Source organism: Photobacterium sp. DNB23_23_1 (assembly GCF_052873815.1).
The window spans coordinates 46,697-67,451 of the sequence record NZ_JBNNXT010000012.1 but is presented as its reverse complement, the minus strand read 5'-3'; the positions used below and the strand labels follow the sequence as shown (position 1 = coordinate 67,451).

General features: G+C 45.7%; 14 protein-coding genes and 1 pseudogene. 12 read left to right on the top strand and 3 right to left on the bottom strand.

Annotation, left to right across the window (positions count from 1 at the left end):
- The first annotated feature begins 12 nt into the window (after positions 1-12).
- From ACVA53_RS10005 to ACVA53_RS09970, 8 genes are all read left to right on the top strand, one after another.
- Entirely contained in the window at positions 13-2,163 is a 2,151-nt protein-coding gene (locus ACVA53_RS10005) for a glycoside hydrolase family 2 protein (protein WP_446504992.1), read from the top strand.
- Positions 2,164-2,166: 3 nt separating this feature from the next.
- Complete coding sequence (locus ACVA53_RS10000; RefSeq protein WP_446504991.1) at positions 2,167-3,834, top strand: glycoside hydrolase family 9 protein; 1,668 nt, start codon at positions 2,167-2,169, stop codon at positions 3,832-3,834.
- Positions 3,835-3,849: 15 nt separating this feature from the next.
- Positions 3,850-5,715 carry a glycosyltransferase family 2 protein gene (locus ACVA53_RS09995; protein ID WP_446504990.1) on the top strand — a complete coding sequence of 622 codons (1,866 nt, stop codon included), beginning with the start codon at positions 3,850-3,852 and terminating at the stop codon, positions 5,713-5,715.
- Positions 5,705-7,027: a DUF3131 domain-containing protein gene (locus tag ACVA53_RS09990; protein WP_255041454.1), complete on the top strand. Its 1,323-nt coding sequence runs from the start codon at positions 5,705-5,707 to the stop codon at positions 7,025-7,027. Before ACVA53_RS09995 ends, ACVA53_RS09990 begins: the two co-directional genes overlap by 11 nt.
- Before the next feature lie 26 nt (positions 7,028-7,053).
- The gene (locus tag ACVA53_RS09985) at positions 7,054-8,457 is read left to right on the top strand and encodes a DUF3131 domain-containing protein (protein WP_255041455.1); all 1,404 of its coding nucleotides are present in this window, start codon (positions 7,054-7,056) and stop codon (positions 8,455-8,457) included.
- 20 nt (positions 8,458-8,477) lie between these two features.
- A complete protein-coding gene (locus tag ACVA53_RS09980) occupies positions 8,478-9,860 on the top strand; it encodes a DUF3131 domain-containing protein (protein ID WP_446504989.1) in 1,383 nt (460 codons plus the stop codon).
- Positions 9,857-11,077, top strand: coding sequence for a hypothetical protein (locus ACVA53_RS09975; RefSeq protein WP_446504988.1), 1,221 nt, complete (start codon positions 9,857-9,859; stop codon positions 11,075-11,077). The genes ACVA53_RS09980 and ACVA53_RS09975 overlap by 4 nt, the downstream gene beginning before the upstream one ends.
- Before the next feature lie 242 nt (positions 11,078-11,319).
- Positions 11,320-12,597 (top strand): glycosyltransferase, encoded by a 1,278-nt coding sequence (locus ACVA53_RS09970; protein ID WP_446504987.1) that lies wholly within the window; start codon positions 11,320-11,322, stop codon positions 12,595-12,597.
- 135 nt (positions 12,598-12,732) lie between these two features.
- Here the strand turns inward: ACVA53_RS09970 and ACVA53_RS09965 are convergent, their stop codons facing one another.
- Positions 12,733-15,591: an FAD-binding and (Fe-S)-binding domain-containing protein gene (locus tag ACVA53_RS09965; RefSeq protein WP_446504986.1), complete on the bottom strand. Its 2,859-nt coding sequence runs from the start codon at positions 15,589-15,591 to the stop codon at positions 12,733-12,735.
- Positions 15,592-15,791: 200 nt separating this feature from the next.
- On the opposite strand from ACVA53_RS09965, the pseudogene ACVA53_RS09960 reads away from it, so the two are divergent.
- A pseudogene (locus tag ACVA53_RS09960) lies at positions 15,792-15,899 on the top strand (LysR family transcriptional regulator); the annotation flags it as partial.
- A 29-nt stretch (positions 15,900-15,928) separates the two neighbouring features.
- On the opposite strand, the gene ACVA53_RS09955 reads toward ACVA53_RS09960, so the two are convergent.
- Positions 15,929-16,285 (bottom strand): YcgJ family protein, encoded by a 357-nt coding sequence (locus tag ACVA53_RS09955; RefSeq protein ID WP_255041460.1) that lies wholly within the window; start codon positions 16,283-16,285, stop codon positions 15,929-15,931.
- Between the two features lie 199 nt (positions 16,286-16,484).
- Here ACVA53_RS09955 and ACVA53_RS09950 point away from each other — a divergent pair, with 199 nt between their 5' ends.
- Together ACVA53_RS09950 and ACVA53_RS09945 are read left to right on the top strand one after the other, a co-directional pair.
- Positions 16,485-16,871: a DUF805 domain-containing protein gene (locus tag ACVA53_RS09950; RefSeq protein WP_255041461.1), complete on the top strand. Its 387-nt coding sequence runs from the start codon at positions 16,485-16,487 to the stop codon at positions 16,869-16,871.
- Positions 16,872-17,183: 312 nt separating this feature from the next.
- Positions 17,184-18,359, top strand: a complete 1,176-nt coding sequence (locus ACVA53_RS09945) for a hypothetical protein (RefSeq protein ID WP_446504985.1) — start codon at positions 17,184-17,186, stop codon at positions 18,357-18,359.
- Between the two features lie 91 nt (positions 18,360-18,450).
- On the opposite strand, the gene ACVA53_RS09940 is transcribed toward ACVA53_RS09945, so the two are convergent.
- On the bottom strand, positions 18,451-20,154 hold the full coding sequence (locus ACVA53_RS09940) for an FAD-dependent oxidoreductase (RefSeq protein WP_255041464.1): 1,704 nt from the start codon (positions 20,152-20,154) through the stop codon (positions 18,451-18,453).
- A gap of 177 nt (positions 20,155-20,331) precedes the next feature.
- Between ACVA53_RS09940 and ACVA53_RS09935 the strand changes: the two genes are divergently transcribed.
- Entirely contained in the window at positions 20,332-20,751 is a 420-nt protein-coding gene (locus ACVA53_RS09935) for a YeeE/YedE family protein (RefSeq protein ID WP_255041465.1), read from the top strand.
- Positions 20,752-20,755 lie beyond the last annotated feature (4 nt).

Genomic DNA, 20,755 nt, shown 5'->3' with positions numbered 1-20,755 from the left:
TATAAGGAAAATATGAGAATAATATTACTATTGACGTTATTCTCATTATCTTCTTGCGCCTCTGTTTCAGACAATAATGATTGGATTGTTAATAAGCAATCATTAAACGGAAACTGGCGCCTCGAGATAATTGATGAAAATGACAATTGGGCAGGGCAATATAATGTCACTGTCCCAGGGCATTGGAAAACGTCTGGAGTCAATTATGCTGGAGTTGCGTATTATCATCGGCAATTCAATGTTGACCGCCTTTTCGATTCGGGCCGGGTTTGGCTTGAGTTAGATGGTGTTGACTATGAATCTGCCGTGACGGTTAATAGTAAATATATTTCTCGTAATGTTGGGTATTTTATCCCTCATCAGGTGGAGCTTACTGGTCATCTTCAGGCTGGCACAAATGCATTAAATGTATGGGTGAATAGCCCTGATGAGCAACAAACAGCCGATTGGTCATTGCATAAAACACTCATAAAAGGCGTCTTGAGTCATCATGACACCCGACCTGGTGGTGCTTGGTCTGATAAAGGCCAAGATTGGAACTCAGGAGGGATATGGGGCGATGTAACAATCAGGCAAACCGGCCCGATTGCGTTGCAGGCAGTAAAAGTGCGCCCCCAAGTGAATAATATTGAAAAGAAAGTCACATCAGCAGACATCCGGCTCGTTGTGGATTCAATTCGTGAGGCGTCGGCGACCATAGAGATGGTACTGCAGCACCAAGGTGGTAATGACTCTGAGCACTACGTTATTGAAGAGCAAATTAAGTCAGGACAAACGACAGTTGAACTTGCTTTACCTCAAGTACCCCGAGCGTTGTGGTGGCCTTGGGATTGGGGTAAACCCAACCTCTACGATCTTTCAATTTCCGTTTTCATTGATGGCCAACTGACTGATCAGAAAACAGTGCCTGTCGGATTCAGGGAAATAAGACTTGATAGCGAGAATAAACAGTTTCTGGTAAACGGACAGCCCTATTTTATCAGGGGAACCAATTATATTGCTAGTCAATGGCTTGGTGAAGTAACGGCTGGGCAATATCAGCAAGATCTTACCTTGATGAAAGATGCCAATATCAATAGTGTTCGGGTACATGCCCATGTTGCTGGCAAAGCGTTTTATGATTTAGCTGATAAATCGGGTTTGGTGATCTGGCAAGACTTCCCTTTGCAGTGGGGCTATAGTGACACACCGAGTTTTGCTTTTGAAGCTGCTCGTCAAGCCAAAGCGATGACCGACTTATTGTATAACCATCCTTCAATTGCATTCTGGTCGGGGCATAATGAGCCGCCTTGGGATGCACCATGGATGCAGTATAAATACCCTTCATACCAGCCGAATCAAAACAAACAGTTAACTGAGAACGTTCATCAAGCACTTACCAGAGCAGGAGACGGAAGGGTGGTGCGTAAAGCCTCATACACCCACGAGCACCCATGGTTAGGCTGGTATTCAGGCTCATACAAAGATTACCGTACTTACCAGCCCTCAATGATTGTCAGTGAGTTCGGTGCGCAGGCCATGCCTAGCTGGGCCCTGATGGAAGAGATCCTACAAGGCCAGATGGAGTGGCCACTGAGGGAGGGTGTTTTAAACACACTCAAATATCACAATTACCAGCATCATGAAACCCTGAATGTTGCCCATGTGCAACAAGGTGAATCTCTATCACATTTTTGGAATAATTCTCAGGAATATCAAAGGTTAGTAACCAAATTTGCAGCTGAGCATCTAAGGTTGAATAAAGGTGAAGGGGTCGCTGCAATTTATCAATTTATGTTTGTTGATAGTTGGCCATCGGTTACTTGGTCTGTATTGGATGTTGAACGTACTCCTAAGCCGGGTTACCAGGCGTTGAAGATGTCATATCAGCCTTTGTTGGCGGTAGCCGACGCAGAGTTATTATCAGGACGTTCATCAGTGACCCTGACGATTATTAATGACTCTCTAAACCGATTTGAAGATGCCACCTTGGTTGTAACTAACCGCTATAACCAAGCGCGCTGGGAGTTTAATGGCTTGTTGATTGAAGCAAACTCGAAATTGGTTGTGGCAACTGATCAACCTCTAAATGGGCTGGCATCATACCTAACACTTGAAGTTAAGGACAACAACGGCAAGACGGTCAGTATCAATCGCTATCTTGCAGAGGATTTGGAAGGCTAGATTATGACAAAAATACTTAGCTATCTACTGGGAGCTACAATGGTATTTTCTGCACATAGTGCCGATATCATGGTTAATCAAATGGGGTATTTGCCGAGTGGAGATAAATATGCCTATCTCTTGGCGGAAGAGCCTTCCGACATCCAACTGTTATCTGTGCTAGATGGCCGCTTAGTTGCCAAGCTAGAAAGCGCAGATGCCGTTTCATTGCCTGATGAACGCAGGGTTCGCGCGATTGATTTTAGTCAAGTGAAGACTCCTGGTTGGTATAAGCTGGTGAGTGATAACGGTCAATCAGTTCCGTTTCCCATCGAAGCTGGTGCTTATGAGCCGCTCAATGAACGCTTGGTTCATGCCCTTTACCTGCAGCGCTCTGGCATGGTGGTGAATGACCGTGCGACGGGGATGAACCGTCCGCAAAGCCATATGCAAGATGGTCAAATTTTCCGAACTGATGCTTTCCATAAAGCCGGTACCTATTTGGATGTGGTTGGTGGTTGGTATGATGCTGGAGACTTTGGTAAATATGTCGCGACGACAACGATAACGGTGGCGAGGTTGTTGGAAGCTTACCGACAAACCCCTCAGTTGTATTCTGATACCAAGCAACCGGGTAGTGACAAGCCAGCCATCATCGATGAATCTATTTATGCCCTGGATTGGCTGCTTAAAATGCAGCGTGAAGATGGGGCAGTGTACCGTAAAGTCTCTGGTGCGAGTTGGCCTGCAAAAATTGGCCCATGGCAAGACAACCAGACCCGCTTTATATATGGCGTTAGTACACCAGAGACGGCGAAGTTTGCTGCGACCATGGCGTTTGCGGCAAGAACGATAAAGCCGTTCGATGCCGATCTTTCCCGACAATATCTTAGTGCAGCTATCCATGCGGCTAACTACCTTGCAAGCCAGGATGGACAGTACTTTGATTGGCAGGAGGGTGATGATTCGGGCTCTGGCCCTTATATGGCGAATAAATTCGACAAGGAAGCGTCATTGGAAACTGATGTTGATGATCGGCTTTGGGCTTATGCCGAACTTTATATCACGACAGGGCAAGATAAATTTAAACGCGCCTTCCAAGACAACTATGACCCGCAGTGGATAGATATTTTTGAATGGAAGAACCCAGCATTAATGGGGGTCTGGCACCTTATTCTTGCCGAGGAAAAAGGGGCGTTTAGAGATCAACTAGCCAATGACCTGGATCAGGTGGCTTCGCGTTATCTCCAACAGTCTCAGCAGTCTCCATTTAGGGTTGCTAACCAGCGCTTTATTTGGGGCTCTAACAAGATGACTGCCGAAGCGGGAATATTGATTGCTTGGGCTGATTTTGCCAAAGGACAGTTGGACAATCGTACGTCTGTTCAATCTCAAATAGATTACCTACTTGGGGCAAATGCGTTTGATATGAGTTTTGTCACTAACAGTGGTACTTACTCGGTACGAAACCTTCATCATTTGTACCGCATTGCGACTGGAGTTAGCTTGCCTGGTTACCTAGTCGGCGGGCCTAATGAAATGGCGCAAGCCGGAGTTGCACCGAAAAATATGGGGATGCTGAGCTACATAGATAGTGAGAAGTCGTATGCAGTAAATGAATTCGCTATTGACTATAACGCCAGTCTGATTGGTTTGATTGCCGTGCATCACGCTTACTTTAATCATTATTAACCGGAGTGAGAGCTCATGGATTTTTATTTCAAGGAATTCGAACATCGTAAGCCACCGGGTCCGGTGCCTTATAGTATGTCGAGAGAATTACTTTATCAGTACCTTGCCACGTGTAATCTCACTTTGGGTATTTGGTACTTGTGGTGGCGTTGGTCATATGCGTTGAACTATGACGCAATGTGGTTTTCATTTCCGCTGGTCTTTGCTGAATCCTGTGCTTTTATTGGCTCGGTCTTATTTACCTTCAACTTATGGAAGACCAAGGACGAGCCGAAGAAGACGCCCCCGCATACGATAAATGAATGTGTGGCTAAAGACAGTCCAGAGGGTTCTGAAACAAGACCTATCAGCATTGACGTCTTCTTCCCGAGCTATGACGAAGAACCAGAATTGGTTAGGCTGAGCATTGAAGATGCGCAGAAGATCCGCTACCCCCATGACATCGAAATTAAGATATTCATTCTCGATGATGGCAAGCGTCCGGCAATGAAAGCCCTGGCGGAAGAGATGGGCGTCGAGTACATAACTAGGGAAAATAACATCGGCTTTAAGGCCGGTAACCTACGTAATGCTCTAGAGCAAACCTATGGCGACTTTATTGTTATCTGTGATGCCGATACCCGCCCGTTCCCAACTATCCTTGAACATACCATGGGATACTTCCGCGATCCTGATGTTGCCTGGGTTCAGACTCCACAATGGTTTTTTGACTTACCGGAGGGCGAGCGTCTACCTAATTGGCTGCAGCGTAAACTGGGTAAATGGGCTGCGCCTATTGGCCGTGGGTTTGAGAAATTTTATGGGCCGGTGAAAATTGGTGAGGATCCTTATGTTAATGATCCGCAAATGTTCTATGACGTTATTCAGCGTCGTCGTAACTGGGTGAACGCTTCATTTTGTTGTGGTGCAGGCTCGATCCACCGTCGTGAAGCTGTTATGGAAGCGGCGCTTCGTAGTTACAGTGAGCAAATCAGCAAAGAGCATAAGGAAATCGAGAAACAGATCCGTAAGATCACTAAAGAGAAAGCGGTTGATCAAGACGTCTCTGATAACCTTCGCCAAGAAATTATCTTCGATACCGAATTTACCCCGTATAAATTCCATGTATCGGAAGATATTTATACCTCTATTGTTCTGCACTCAGATACCGAAAGGAACTGGCGTTCGGTTCAACACCCTGAGGTAGAAAGCAAGATGTTATCACCACAGGATCTTCAAACCTGGACCGTGCAGCGCTTCAAGTATTCCGGTGGCTCAATTGATATTTTCATGAATGATAATCCTCTGTTTAGAAAAGGGATGAACCTGAAACAGAAGATGATGTACGGTGCCAGCTTCTGGTCAAATTTGTCAGCTATTTGGAATATTATTTTCCTTACTTGCCCTATTATTTATTTCTTGACCAGTATCGCACCAGTCAGCGCTTATGATGTGACTTTTTACCTGCATTTTATTCCGTTCGTATTAACGGCGGAGTTGGCCATGATGGTTGGGACTTGGGGGGTAGCTGGCTATAAGGGCAAGACCAATTTCCTCTCCTTCTTCCCGGTTAATATGCGTGCCCTGTGGACGGTATTACGTGGTCGTAAGATCAGTTTCCCTGCGACACCAAAAGAAAGGCAGGATGGCTTTTTTGGTCACTTGGTTATACCGCAGATACTCGTCTTTGGCTTGAGCTTCTTTAGCATGTGCTTTGCTTGGTTTAGTTATTTCACCGGCATGTTTGGCAGTTATTCTATCGGCGGGCTGGTATTTAATAGTTTTTGGACCATTAACAACATGATGGCGATGTGGGGGATGATTGCTGCCGCTTATTGGACGCCACCACCAGCAGATAAGAAGCAGGAACAGGAATCTGAGGAATTAGAATATGGAATTTAAGCAAGCAGTCGTAAATGCACGGCATCATATCGTCTTTTTATTCGGACTTTTAACGGCACTGGTCATTGCGTTCAATATTGAAACTCGTGACTACGGGCATATTTTGGGCAACATTACTTTCGAAGCAACGGAAGAGATCCCGGTGCGTGAAAGCCGCGTGCTTTCTGAAGAAGAATTTGTTTGGGCTAATACGGCGTGGACCTACTTTGAAAATAACTATCAGGAAAATACCGGTTTAGTGAACTCGGTTGATGGCTACCCCTCGACGACCATGTGGGATACCGCTTCTTATCTAATGGGCCTACTGGCGGCGGAAAAGCTGAATATAATCAGCCAGAGCACATTTGAATTACGCATGGAAAAAGTGTTGCACACCCTTGCGCGCCTTCCGTTAATTGATGGCAAACTGCCTAATAAAGCGTATAACACCCAAACGGTTCAAATGGTGGATTACCAGAACCAACCTGTTGAAAACGGGATTGGTTGGTCAGCCATTGATATTGGCCGAATTCTGGTACCTCTGAATATTATGGTTTGGCAATATCCGAAATTTAACACCCATGTGAATGCGGTGCTAAATCACTGGGATGTTGGCGTGATGATTAAAGACGGTTACCTGTATGGGTCGCGCCCTCAACAAGATGGCGGGACTGAGATGGAATTGGTTCAGGAAGGGCGTATTGGTTACGAAGAATATGCTTCGAAAGCGATGTCGTTGATGGGACGAGATGTCTTCAATGCAATGAAATATATCGACTACCTTGAGATGCGAAATATCGATGGTGTCGAGATCCCAACTGACTTGCGTGATCCTGCGAAATTCCATGCTCACAATTATGTGGTGAGTGAGTCTTATATTCTGGATAGCTTGGAGTTTGGTGCCGACAGTGTGTCGAAGATTTTTGCCCACCGTGTTTATAAAGCGCAGGAAAACCGTTATGAACGTACTGGTATTCTGACGGCGGTCAGTGAGGATAACGTCGATGAGGCCCCTTACTTTGTCTACAACACCGTATTTTCTGATGGTAAAGAGTGGAATGCGATCACCGACCAGGGTGATGATGCCTCACACCTTAAAACGCTTTCAACAAAAGCAGCGTTTGGTTGGTATGCCTTATATGAAACGGCTTATACCGATTTGCTGATTGAAGATGCTAAAGACTTATTCTCAGAAGAGAAAGGTTGGTATTCAGGTCGTTATGAAGATGACGGCCGAGTGAACAAAGCCATTACAGCCAATACTAACGGGATTGTTCTGGAATCACTTGCTTATATTGAAAATGGAGCCTTGCTGAGCGTAGGCGTGAAGTAAACCGCAACTTTGATAGGGAGTATCGAATGCGTTATATCATTGTTGGCCTTTTAGGGGTTTTGGCTACCGGTTGCGGTAACAAATACAATAGCTTTTCTGAAGATGTCGTCGATAGGAAAAGTCACTGGAGTGTTCCGAAGGCGCGTCAGGGCGCGCTGACGGAACAAGAAATGGATATGGCTCGAATCGCCTGGAAGTATTTTGAAAATAACTACCAGGAACCAACCGGGCTTGTTAATGCGGTAAACAATTACCCCTCAGTAACATGGTGGGATTCAGCGTCTTATATGGCGGGTATGGTAAGTGCGTATGAGTTAGGGATCATTGAAAAAGAAGAATTTAACCGGCGCCTTATTCGTATATTGACAACCTTGAACACGCTAGACCTGTTCATGAATGAGTTACCAAATAAGGCTTACAACACCCAAACTGCGGCTAAGGTGGATTACGGTAACCAACCTGGTGAGATTGGCTATTCAGCCCTCGACTTAGGTCGTTTATTGATTTGGCTACACATTATCAAGCACCGTTACCCTGAGTATGCGACCAGTATTGATTCTGCCATTTTGCGTTGGAACTTCTGTAACGTTGTTGATGAAAACGGCACTATGTTTGGCGCTTTGTTGGAGAAAGACAAGCCTGTGCAGTACCTGCAAGAAGGCCGGTTGGGTTATGAAGAATATGCAGCTAAAGGCTTCCAGTTATGGGGGTTTGATACCACCCAAGCTTCGATGGCTGAACCGTATAGTACGATTAACCTCTATGGCTATGATGTCCCTTACGATACCCGTGATCCGCGTAAGCTAAAAGCCCACAGCTATGTGGTAACGGAAAGCTATGTATTGGATGGTATCGAGTTAGGTTGGGATTTGGTCGAAGACCGTTCTGGCCATGACTATAACTATTCTAATGACTGGATTGCGGAATTCGCCTTACAGATTTATCGCGTTCAAGAAGAGCGTTATAAGCAAACGGGTATTATCACTGCACGTACTGAACATCAGTTGGCTGGACCTCCGTATTTTGTCTATGACACCATTTATACCGATGGATTTGCGTGGAATACCATTTCGGAGGCCGGTGAATATCTGCCTCAATATTCCGCTGTCGCTATTAAAGGTGCGATAGGGATGTGGGTGTTGTGGGATACCGAGTACACCGATTTGCTGTTTGATCATATTGCACATCTATATGATCGGGAAAAGGGCTTTTATGAAGGGATCTTTGAGAATGGTACTGGCTTGATTAATACCTTCACCTCGAATAATAACGGTATCACCCTCGAGATCCTTCTCTACAAACAAGAAGGAAAGCTGCTGAAGTATAAAGACAATGTTGCACCAAGCCTGTGGGAAAAAGCGCTTGAATCACCGTTTGGCTATGAAGGGCAGTGCTTGCCTCGTAAAGGGGCTTTTAATAGCAAGCTCTAACTGCCTTTGAAAGGAAATAGATGTTGAGAAATATGGTGATTGCGGTCTCTTTGTTCTGCCTTACTTCTTGTGGGGTGGTGTACCAAGGAGTTCAAAGTGGGATGACTTCGGTTAATGAGTCGCAGATGCTGCGTCAGGGCCGTTACGGCTCGTTAACCGAGCAAGAACTTGAATGGGCGCAAATTGCTTGGACTTATGTTGAAAACAACACCAACCTCACTACCGGGTTGGTGAATGCGCTCGATAACTACCCAACGACTAACCTTTCGAATTTGGCCGACTACCTTATCGCCTTGATAGCTGCACGGGAATTTGGGTTTATCACCAGCAAGGAGCAAGATGAGCGATTAACATTAGTGCTCTCGTTTCTTAATGAAATGCCTTTGGGGCTGACTGGTGTGCCGAATAAGGTCTATAGCACCAGTACCAGAATGATGGTTGATTATGCTAATCAGCCGGGTGAACTCGGCTGGTCCTCGATTGATATTGGTCGGTTACTTATCGCTCTGGCGATGGTCAAGCAGCGTAACCCTGAATTTTCTGAGTATGTAGATAAAGCGGTGCTGCGCTGGAACTTCTGTGAATTAGTGACCGAAGAGGGTGAACTGTATGGGGCGGCGATCAATGACGGTAATGTCCACCGCTATAAAGAAGGGCGGCTGGGTGTCGAAGAGTATACCGCCTATGGTTATCTTGATTGGCAAATCGTACCTGAAAAGGCAATGATGCTAGATCCGTACGAAGTGGTGACGATAAACGGTATCGACTTGTTGTTCGATGGCCGTGATCCTCGTGATTACGATGTGCTACGTCCGGTCTATAGTACACCGTACCTATTACTTGGTCTGGAATTTAACTGGGATGGTATTGACGATCGACGCTCATCCGACTCTGATCACACCAATGAGGTATTGGCGGCCATGGCAGATTCTGTCTACCGTATTCAGGAGTCTCGCTGGGACGTTGATCGTATCTATACTGCTCGGGGAGAGCATGTCGTCAGCGGCGAACCTTATTTTCTCTACGACGCTATCTATGCGTTGGGTACGCCGTGGATCTCGGTGGCGGAAGACGGCAGTGATCATGATGAAAAAGCGCTGGTGTCCACCCGAGTCGCTTTTCAAATGTGGGCTCTCTGGAAAACTGATTATACCGATCGCTTATTGACTCTCGTGCGTGAGCTATATGATCCCGATCGTGGTTGGTATGAAGGACGCTATGAGCTGACAAGTAGTTATGAAAAGAGCATTTCATTGCAAACCAATGCAGGTGTACTCGAAGCATTGCTCTACAAAGCCAATGGCAAGTTGTATCAACCAAGAAAAGCCCGTGAATACCGTGATGTCCAGTTTGACTCTCGTTTTTACCACCCACAAAAATGCTTGGTGGAGACATTCAGATGAGAAAATTATATCGGTTTGTGATAGCTGTGAGTTTGTTTGTCCTATTGCCAATACAGGTTAACGCTGCTGCGGTCGATGTAGAGTTAAATTACTATTCCAAAGCGAGTCACTTGGTCAATTCTGGACGTTATCAGCAAGCTTCAAAGCAGTGGCACCGGTTAACGATTTTGTTTTTGAGTTCAGAAGCCAAACTTGGGCGAAAGAAAATGTGGCAATATGCAGGCCTTTCTGAGGCGCTGGCTGCCATTTCTGCCGATATGGCCAACGATGCTATGGCTTATCAATATTGGGCTGATAGTACCCGATACTTGATGACAGGAGGCACTAACTGGAAACAGATGAAGAAGAAACTTCATCGGCGCTACGAGCATGCCAACACCTTGCTTTCCACCCAGCTTCAAGTTGCTGATTTGGCCGCAAGTATTGATAGCGAGTGGGAAAATGAGCTAGCAGTGTTACAAACTTGGGATGAGAAGCTGTCAATATTCCGCTTTGAAAGCCCGAAGCTGGGGTTAGCCGATAGGCAAGAGAAGGTTGCAAGTAACCAGCCATTGAACACCCGACCTACAGTGATCCCGGCTTATCAACCCCCGCAGGGAGGAAAGAAGTTAAGTGGGTTGAACACCTCTTACAGTAAAGAGCAGCATGTTCTGCCAACAGGAGAGCAAAACGTGGTGCCCACTAAGAATGCGTCTTCCTTAGAGGGTGACTCTGAAGAAACCGTTTCCCAAGCGATAGGGGCTGACTCAAGCAGTAGGACGATTCAACCGTCTGCGGAGTCATCGGTAAGCCGTCATTTAGTTGTCTCGGGTGCTGAAGTTAAGCTGGATACTGCGCCGGTGATGAGTAAAGGGATAGATATATCAGGGGCAAGCTCAGTAAAAGTGACGCAATCCTCTGATCCCCAAAAAACTCAAATGTTATCTGAGACAGTCCCTGTTACTGTGCCGCTCACTGAGCCTGTTATAGAAATAAAAGAACCTGAAGTCCCCCCACCTGTTGATGCCTCAGGTAGGGTGATCGTTACTCCTCTTGAAGCAATTGAGTACGAGGAGCAAGATTTAAAGCAAATGGCAACGCCGAACAAGCAGAGTCATAATCATCAGTTAGACATTAAGTCGGAACAAATGACTTTTCCCTCTGGACACTTTGAACAACCTGAAAAACACACGGTTGCCCCTTTGCAGCGTAGAAGTTTTGCTCCTATTTCTCAGTAAATATTTCCAGCATGACGCACACTAAAACAGGTTTGCGTGGTTATACCAACCTGTCGTTTGAAGCTATAGGAGCATAGGTACGAGTAAATGTTCACTTTGTGATATATAGCACCTCAAACCCATGCCTTTAATGCAATTGATTGCGTAAAAAATTTGTCATTGTTATTTCCGTTACTAAGCTTTATTTAAGCCCTGTTGTCGTTGTGGGTGAGTACTTAAGGAGTAACTAAGAGGGTTTAGCAATGACAGCATCAGATAAAATTGTTCAACAAGCTTTTAATGGCGCCAGTGATTTTTTTGATTTAACGGAAAAGCAGCATCAAAAGCGATTATTACAACTGGCCAACACCTTATATTGTTTAACGGATATTTCCACGACGTATTATCAGCAGCTGGCATCTTCAGACAATTGCCCTCTTGAGTTTCGCCTAGCCGTTAAATTAGTTGAGTCCAAACGTTATGTTCTCAAATTAAAACGGCCATTAATGGTTGCTGTCGTTTTTGCCATGTGGGGAGAGCATAACCGGTTAAATGAAAAAACATCGCTGAATCCGAATGGTGAAGATTCGCTACGGATGAAAATTGACCAGTTAAATTGGATCGTTCAAGGATCTGTTGTGGACTGGCATTTGTATCCGGTTGACGATGGTTGCCCACATAATAGTGCGAGTATTGCAGAGCATATTCTAGAAAATCATCCGGATAAAGAGAAAGTTTCAGTGTTGCGCCTTGCTGATGCATTACCTGTGTCTTCTGGACCATTGAAGAACTTGGCATCGGCGGATGACTCTCGTAAAGGTGGGGCAATTATTTTGGGTTGTCAGCAAGCGATGGCCGACAGAGCAGACTGTGTTATGTATACCGATGCGGATAATTCGGTGCATTTAGGCCAGTTGGGCTTATTGCTTAAACCTTACGTCTCAGAAAACGCTAAAGTCGTCTTGGGTAACCGCAAGCATCCAGATTCAATTTTAGTGAAGCAAGAAGAGCGATGGGGGGTTGGCATTAAAACATTACGTCACATGCAGAGAATGATTGGCCGGGCAATTTTCAGTAATAACATTAAAGATACCCAGGCGGCATTTAAGTTATATGATCGTGATGTCATTAGATATATTCTCGCTAAGCCGTCGGTCTATGATTTTTCATTTGATACTGATTGGATCTTTGCTGCAATGAAGGGTGAATATCCGTTGCTAACAGTACCATTTGCCTTTATTGATTCTGATGCGGAATCAGCATCAATAACACAGGGGCCAATGACGACTTGGTATACTTTATTGAGTGGTTTGGCGATCGCTGCAAAGGCGAGAGATATCGATCATAACCATGAGATGGTTAGGATTTTTGAGGACCATATCCATAGCCATGAAGATCTTGAGCTAATTATTGATATCTTACCAGAGCAACTTAAGGATATTGAAGAGGTGGATATCGGTGATCCACTGATTTTTGCCCCGCGTGAAATCGAACATTGGTTGGTCGAACAGAAGCAGGCCGCTCTGGAAAGTATTTCTTAACTCAATATCACAGGGTAATTATCAATCCGGTGTACTAGAAAAGCCCAAACTGTGCGTTAGCTGGTTTGGGCTTTATCATTGGTCAATGATACCAACCTACATAAATATTTGATCAACTACTTATCCAGATTGGTATTAGACTGCTGCCTCATCGACAAGATAGAGAATTGATTGGTACGGAATACCGCTATGGTGTGACAAGCCGATCTCACATGTCCGGCTGTTGCTGAACCCCCGGGTGCAGCCTGGCGGTACTTGCTGTTTGAGCGGCGCAACGGCGGCTTGATTAAGTTCAGGGGTCGTAAATCCTTTGTCACCCGTCCAGCCACAGCACTGGATATGTTCTGGCAGGATGACATCTTCAGCGCAAGCTTTTGCCAGAGAGAGCATATCGGATTCTAGCCCCATTCGGCGTGAACTACAGGTTACGTGCAGCATGACGGTTTCTTGAACAGGCGATAGAGTGAGGTGTGGCAGCAAGTGGTGTGACACAAAGCCAACCGGTTCGAGTATGTTCAATGGTTTGCTGACATTTTCAATGCTGCGTTTGGCACAAGGGCTAGTATCCATTAACACCGGATATGTGCCTTGCTCGCTGGCCTGCCACAGCAAGCCTTCTAACTCTTGTGCTTTTTGTGTGGCAATATCATTCATGCCTTTGCTGTTATAGGGCATACCGCAACATTGGCTATTGAGTTTTTCTGGGATGATCACCTCGAAGCCTGCTTTTTTCAGTAAGGACAGCGTCACTTCTGTTAACGGACGTTGATCTTTGGCTGAATCCTGCTGTCCCATGGTGCGACTGGCACAAGAGGGGACGTAGACAACCTTTTTCGTCGAAGCTATCGGTGGCTGGTTGTTATCTGAATTTCCAGTAGCCAGTACTGTAGTACCTATTTTATGTGGGTTTGATGTGGGGATCTCTGGCATCCAAATTGGTGTTGCGCCACCGGTGATTTTACGTAGGCTATCGGTAATCGTTGCTACTACTTTGTCTCCGACGATCTTGCGGGCAATTTGATTGCTCTTAAGGCCAGCCTTGACCATGTTAGTCGTGGCGCCAAAGTGATCGGCAGTCCAGCGGGCGATAGGGGTAAAGCGTTGGTATTTTTCGATACGGAGTTTCTTAATAAGCTCGCCAGTATTGATCCCTACAGGACAACGGTCGGCACAAAGCCCAGTTGCCGCACAGGTATCTATGCCTTGATACTCAAACACAGTCTTCAATTCGTCAACCGGTGGTCGTTGGCTGTTACCAGCCAGATATTGACGTTCGCGATATTGCAACTCGCGGTATAATACGATTCGCTGACGCGGAGAGAGGGTGAGTGTCCGAGACGGGCAGACCGGTTCACAAAACCCACATTCTATACAGCGATCAACGATTTCATCAGCCGCTGGCATTGGTTTGAGGTTAGAAACATGCGCCCGCTCATCATCATTGATGATCACCCCTGGGTTCAATAGCCTTTCAGGGTCGAACAGGGTTTTGATTTGCTTCATCAAGGTATAGCCGTCGTTGCCCCATTCCAGTTCAACATATGGAGCCATGTTACGGCCCGTGCCGTGCTCCGCTTTGAGCGATCCTTGATATTTGACCGCCACTAGCTCGGCGACGTCATCCATAAAGCTGCCGTAACGATTGATTTCTGATTGCTCATCAAACCCTTGGGTGAAAACGAAATGCAGATTTCCTTCCAGAGCATGGCCGAAAATAATTGCTTCGTTGTAATGGTACTTATCGAACAGTTGTTGCAGCTCTCTAACGCCCATTGCAAGGTGCTCAACAGGAAACGCGACATCTTCAATGATCACCGTGGTACCGGTTTCCCGGACAGCACCGACAGCAGGAAACATACCTTTGCGGATAGCCCATAGACTCGCAACGGTATTGGCGTCAGTGGTAAATGGCGTGGAGTGGGTAACGGTAAAGTCAGCCAACGATGCCATAACCTCAAGGCACTGTTGTTCAAGTTGGTGGCTGCAACTGGAGCGGGTTTCAACGAGCAGTGCAGCCGATTCAAGATCAAGAGCTTGAATATAATCAGGCATTCCCGGCTTATCGGCGACAGAACGCAACGCTCGGCCATCCATCATTTCGACAGCTGACACATTTGTTTTGGCAATTATCGAGACCACCTGACTGGCCGTTTCGATATCTTGGAAAACCAAAAGGGCAGAGGCTTTATGCGGATGTTCGATAACAGTGTTATAAGTAATATCGGCAATAAAGCCCAAGGTACCTTCAGACCCAATCATCAGACGTTCAATGACATCTACTGGGTCGTGATAGTCAACCAGAGCGTTGAGAGCGTAACCTGTGGTATTTTTTAGCCGATACTTGTGACGGATTTTTTCGGACAATTTGGTGTTGCGCTGGGTTGCCTGTATAAGCTCAGTTAAGCCACTAATCAGATCTGGCCGGTTGACTTTGAATGCGCTAATACTCTCTTCGCTGCCCGTATCGAGCACAGTACCGTCAGTAAAGACAATGGTCATGCTATCGACGGTTTGATAGGAATTTTGCGCGGTACCGCAGCACATGCCGCTGGCATTATTGGCTGCGATACCGCCGATCTTACAGGTGTTGATTGACGCTGGATCTGGGCCTATTTTCCGTTGGTACGGGCCAAGGTAGCGATTGGCATCAGCACCAATAACGCCGGGCTGCAAGCGGATTTTTTTTCCTTGATCAAGAACAGTGTGTCCGCGCCAGTCATCTGTCAGGGTGATGAGCACAGAATCAGATATGGCTTGGCCTGATAAGCTGGTTCCTGCTGCGCGAAGCGTGAAAGGCACATCCAATTGACGGCAAGTTTGAATGGTGAAAATGACTTCATCTAAATGATTCAGGCGCAGAATGAGCTCAGGGATCAGGCGGTAGAAACTCGCATCGGTGCCATAAGCAAGGCGCTTGGCTTCTTCTGTGATGATCCGCTCTTTATCGATCTTGGTCGCGAGTAGGGCTTCTAGCTGTTGATATCTGTTTTCCATTGCCAATCCTACATCAGTCAGTGGTACTGAATGGTTTAATGCTTTGTTTATATTACTGTTACCAATCACTATTGTTGGAATGTTAGGTTGGGATTGAGAGTTAGCGCTATAAATTATTTTATTCGTTGTACTTGCTGTGTGTGCATTTGATAACCGTTTTGTTAACCTCATTGAAGACGTTTAAGGTTTGGTGAGCCGTACTGGGTATCTATGTTGTCTATCCCTATACTCGCTAACTTTCGCAAAAAATTAAGCTGCTGATTGAGCACGTCAGAGCCCGCTACCTTGCTATTAAGCATGTCTTCTAGCAGGCTACTTGCTTTGTAAGGAGGTGAGTTTAGTCAAATAAGATGCTGGTATAATCTGCCAATTGCTCTTCAGAGAATCGGTCGACAAAACAAGCTTTTTGTTCAGAGTCGCAATACACCTTATTGCTGAACGAATAGCGGGTGGTGTCGAAGTTATTGCTACCCACTCTGTTGATCAATTCCATCATGTTGTCTTGAGCTTGCTGGCCCAAGAATTCTTTGGTAAAGCCCATCGAAATCCCGTAACTATCGACACAGAACCCTGCTTGTCGATCGCAAAGCACGCCTTTATCTGGGGAGAAGAGCGGCTCGTGCATGGTGTGTTGTGCCCCAAACGATGACGGGCTAGCGAACAATAAACTGAGTGAAAGCAGAAGTGGTTTCATGACGGGCACCTTGCCGTAATGGGTTTCAACTAGTATTGCTCAGAAGCGACCAATACCCAAGTTGCAGTTTGTATTCCCAAATAGTTTATTTTTATTACAAAGCCATACAGATTTCTTGGTCATATTTTTGCGATGGTTGGCAGAAAGTTGCTTTTTAACACAATATTATATTCTAAAACTGTTTCTACTAAGGTCAGCTATGAATTGGTATATCCACGTATTGAAAAAATATGCCGTATTTAAAGGTCGGGCGAGACGCCAAGAGTATTGGTATTTCTTCTTGTTTAACATCATTATCAGTATCGCTTTGTCGATGATTGATTCGGCCTTGGGTAACCCCGGTGCAGGAGAAGGTGCTGGAATTATCGGTACGATTTACTCCCTTGCTATACTTATCCCGAGTATCGCGGTTGGTGTGCGACGTCTGCATGATACTGGCCGTACCGGCTGGTGGATGTTGATTGGTTTGATCCCGTTAATCGGTGTCTTAGTACTGCTGTATTTCTTTGTGCTGGATAGCCAACCAGCGGTTAACGAATATGGCCCTAACCCGAAAGATCCTTCCTCGATAAACCTTTCGATGTAAATTTGAAGTGGCAGCCAGGTAAGTGTTTCAGGCTGCCACAATCTTATGGGACTGTATTATTTTTAAGAACTGATACAGGTTTCTTGCATCTGAAATACAGGGTATTTAAGACTAAAGCCAATTCATTTAATAGTTTAGGCCGTTATGGCTTTTAAACGACATTCCGAAGTAATCCTCTAACTATTCTACAATTAAACCCGACATTTAGTGATTTTGTCTGGATTACATGTGTTTTCCAGGTGGTAGTAAATCTCTTACAACATATTGGTTGGCTATAAATTTAAGTGATACCACAGCGTTACGTGGAGTAGCATGATGAGAATGAATAAGATAGCACTCTCGGTGTTGGCGGTTTGTGTTGGGTTCTCTGCGGGGAGCTTAGCGTCAGGAAAATATGATGATGACGATGATGATAAGTACTACTCGTCGTATTCAGATTCAAAATATGATGACCATGATGATTCCTCGTCCTATTCAAGTAAAGGGGATGATGATTCATACTCGAAAAGTGATAGCCATAGTTATACATCAAGCTATCAGTCAAACAGTGGAGGAGGTCACTCTGGTGGTGGCTATTCCAATGGTGGTGGCTATTCCAATGATGGTGGCTATTCCAATGATGGTGGCCATTCCAGTGGTGGTGGTTATTCCAGTGGTGGTGGTTATTCCAGTGGTGGTGGTTATTCCAGTGGCGATGGCTATTCTAATAATGATGACTCGGGTGACTACAAAGACGATGATGCTAAAAAGCGACTGGCTTTAAATCTAGTAGGTACAGGAGAGAAGTACACAACAACGGTTCCGCCTCTAGAAAAATATGGGCCACCATTGGATGCGGAATGTTTTGATGTTGAGTTGAAGAATATCCACGATGGAGAACACATTGGTTGGGCGACAGATTGTTTATCGCCAATTGATGGATCTCCTGAAACAGGGCTTCAATTAATCGGAACCACGTTTTTTTATCTACCTGATGGACTGCTAGTGATCAGGGGGGATACCACGGTCCAGCCAGTGCTGACACCGATAGTGACATCCAAAGGTCAATCTATTTCCCATATTACCGGTGCTTCTAGCGATGAAAATGCGGTAATCAAGGGTTCCGGTGAATATCAGTGGCACAAAGGTACTGCCCGCCTTTCAGGTATGGTTGACCTATCAAACTTTGACGGCTCGGAAGGCTCGCCAATCTTTTTTGACTGCTTGTTTATCATTGAACTAGAAGAGTATCAGCCGAAGTTTAACTCTTGGTATGATAGATATCGCTATCGCTATGAACATAATAGTTATTATGAAGAACATCAGAGTGATAACTATTATGGTAAAGATGATGATAGCGGTCATGATGACTCTTATAACAGCTATGGCTCAGGTGATGGCTATGATTCTGATGATAGCGATGAGAAGAGCGATAAAGGTAACAATGGTAATCAATATGGCAAAGATCGTTATGACAACAACAGCGGTCGAGGAAATAAATCCTATTAAGTCATAGCATTGATTATCGAAAGCAGTGAAGCCTGAAATTACCTTCAGGCTTCACTGTTATAATACCTCTATTTCGTAGAAGTATTCGTCACTATTTTTGAGCAAACGTGTAGGTGCGGTATCCACCCATTACGTTGCGAGCTTTGAATCCATTATTGACCAACTGGCGGTATGCGACATTGCCCCGTAGGCCAACAGCACAATAGATAATGATTTCTTTGTCTTTCGGTAGTTCCGTCATACGCTGACGAAGTTGATCGACAGGGATATTCACTGCCCCTTTCAAATAACCTGCATTCTTGAGCTCACCTGGATTGCGAACATCGAGCAACAGTTGGTTCTCAGTAAGGGCATCAATTTCATCGTAGTGGATCGGTGTTGCATCACCTTTAATGATGTTGTTAGCGACAAATGCTGCTTGGTTAATCACATCTTTGGCACTGCCATAAGGTGGCGCATAGGTAAGTTCAATGTGCTGTAACTGTTCTACGGTCATGCCTGCACGCTGGGCAACCGCCAGCACATCGATACGTTTATCTACGCCGTCTTTACCTACAGCCTGTGCGCCAAAAATCTTGCCAGTACTTGGCGCAAACAATAATTTCAGTGAAACAGTTTCAGCGCCCGGGTAGTAGCTGGCGTGGCTTGCCGTATGTACATAGACCTTCTCGTACTCGATAGCCTCGTGCTTTAGCTGTTTCTCGTTCTTACCTGTCGACGCAACGGCAAGATCGAAGACTTTGCAAATCGCAGTCCCCTGAGTACCTTGATAGGTTTCGTTGCGGCCAAGCATATTGTCTGCCGCCATGCGCCCCTGACGGTTGGCTGGGCCAGCTAGTGGCACCAAGGCTTGATTACCGGTGACAAAATCAGTTTCTTCTACGGCATCTCCGACCGCGTAAATTGACGGGTCACTGGTCTGCATGCTTGCGTTGGTGTAGATGCCGCCAAGTTCACCAATCTGTAGGCCGGCCTCTGCAGCCAGGGTTGTTTCAGGGCGGACGCCGATGGCCATAATCAGGATATCAGTGTTCAACGTATCGCCATTATTAAGGCTGAGGCTAAGTTCACCGCATAGGTGTTGGTGCTCAGTACTCTCGCCTGCATCTTCGTTTGCAATCGAGGTACTAGGGCGGTATTCAACAGATTCGAGTGCAACCCCCAATCGAAGATCAACGCCCTTGTCTCGGATTTCCTGGTGGACAAAACCGGCCATCTCACGATCAACAGGTGTCATGACTTGTTCCGCCATTTCAACCAGTGTGGTTTTGATCCCTAGCTGGTGGAAGGCTTCCATCATTTCAAGGCCAATAAAGCCACCGCCGACAACCGTCGCATGTTCAGGCTTGTTCATTTCGATCGTTTTAAGGATCTTATCCATGTCAGGAATGTTGCGCAAAGAGTGCGTCAGCGGATTATCTATGCCCTGAATGGGGGGAATGATAGGTGCAGCTCCTGGGCTTAATAGGAGGAAATCATACGTTTCGTTATATTCTGAGCCATCGAGCAGATTCTTTACCGTAACGCTTTTTGCTTTACGATCAATGGCGACCACTTCATTCATTACCCTGACATCGACATTGAAGCGGGCAAGGAAGCTTTCTGGTGTTTGTAGTAACAGCTTACTACGGTCTGTAATGTCACCACCAATATGATAGGGCAGGCCACAGTTGGCAAAAGAGACAAATTCGCCTCGTTCAAACATGATGATTTCAGCATCTTCACTTAATCGGCGAGCTCGCGCGGCAGCGGATGCTCCGCCAGCGACACCACCTACAATCAAAATTTTGGTCATTGCATTCTCCGTCTGCCCCAAGATTAGGGAGCTACAGTATCTCTATTCATGATGGCTTCCAATATAAACAATTAAATTAGTAATTGCTAATTTAATTTATCCTAAATTAGTGTTGACTGAATTCTATACTTTAGTATTCTCTAATTAAATTACGAAAGTGAATTGCTAGGAGAAGATATGGCACTTGAAATCCCATGGGATGCACTGGCGGGAGGAGTGTTGCTTGGGGTATCTGCCTCAGTGCTGCTACTACTGAATGGCCGGATCGCAGGCATCAGCGGTATTGTCTCGGGGCTATTGGCTCCTAAAAAAGGGGAGGTGTCGTGGCGGTTATTGTTCATTATTGGCATGCTGGTCAGCGGCTTGTTGGCACCAGCATTAGGGTTTTCTTTGCCTGAAACCTTACCAGTATCTTCATTCCTGTGGGTCGGGATAGCGGGGTTATTGGTTGGCGTCGGTACTAAAATCGGAAACGGTTGTACCAGTGGCCATGGTATCTGCGGGATGGGACGGTTATCCAAACGTTCAATTGTCGCTACCTGTATCTTCATGGGCGTGGCGGTAGCTACTGTCTTTGTTCGTTTACATGTACTGTAACAGG

Coding starts and splice junctions, on each gene's coding strand:
- ACVA53_RS09975 (WP_446504988.1), top strand. CDS start 9,857: ATGAGAAAATTATATCGGTTTGTGATAGCTGTGAGTTTGTTTGTCCTA.
- ACVA53_RS09980 (WP_446504989.1), top strand. CDS start 8,478: ATGTTGAGAAATATGGTGATTGCGGTCTCTTTGTTCTGCCTTACTTCT.
- ACVA53_RS09965 (WP_446504986.1), bottom strand. CDS start 15,591: ATGGAAAACAGATATCAACAGCTAGAAGCCCTACTCGCGACCAAGATC.
- ACVA53_RS09995 (WP_446504990.1), top strand. CDS start 3,850: ATGGATTTTTATTTCAAGGAATTCGAACATCGTAAGCCACCGGGTCCG.
- ACVA53_RS09955 (WP_255041460.1), bottom strand. CDS start 16,285: ATGAAACCACTTCTGCTTTCACTCAGTTTATTGTTCGCTAGCCCGTCA.
- ACVA53_RS09935 (WP_255041465.1), top strand. CDS start 20,332: ATGGCACTTGAAATCCCATGGGATGCACTGGCGGGAGGAGTGTTGCTT.
- ACVA53_RS09990 (WP_255041454.1), top strand. CDS start 5,705: ATGGAATTTAAGCAAGCAGTCGTAAATGCACGGCATCATATCGTCTTT.
- ACVA53_RS09950 (WP_255041461.1), top strand. CDS start 16,485: ATGAATTGGTATATCCACGTATTGAAAAAATATGCCGTATTTAAAGGT.
- ACVA53_RS09940 (WP_255041464.1), bottom strand. CDS start 20,154: ATGACCAAAATTTTGATTGTAGGTGGTGTCGCTGGCGGAGCATCCGCT.
- ACVA53_RS09985 (WP_255041455.1), top strand. CDS start 7,054: ATGCGTTATATCATTGTTGGCCTTTTAGGGGTTTTGGCTACCGGTTGC.
- ACVA53_RS09970 (WP_446504987.1), top strand. CDS start 11,320: ATGACAGCATCAGATAAAATTGTTCAACAAGCTTTTAATGGCGCCAGT.
- ACVA53_RS10000 (WP_446504991.1), top strand. CDS start 2,167: ATGACAAAAATACTTAGCTATCTACTGGGAGCTACAATGGTATTTTCT.
- ACVA53_RS09945 (WP_446504985.1), top strand. CDS start 17,184: ATGATGAGAATGAATAAGATAGCACTCTCGGTGTTGGCGGTTTGTGTT.
- ACVA53_RS10005 (WP_446504992.1), top strand. CDS start 13: ATGAGAATAATATTACTATTGACGTTATTCTCATTATCTTCTTGCGCC.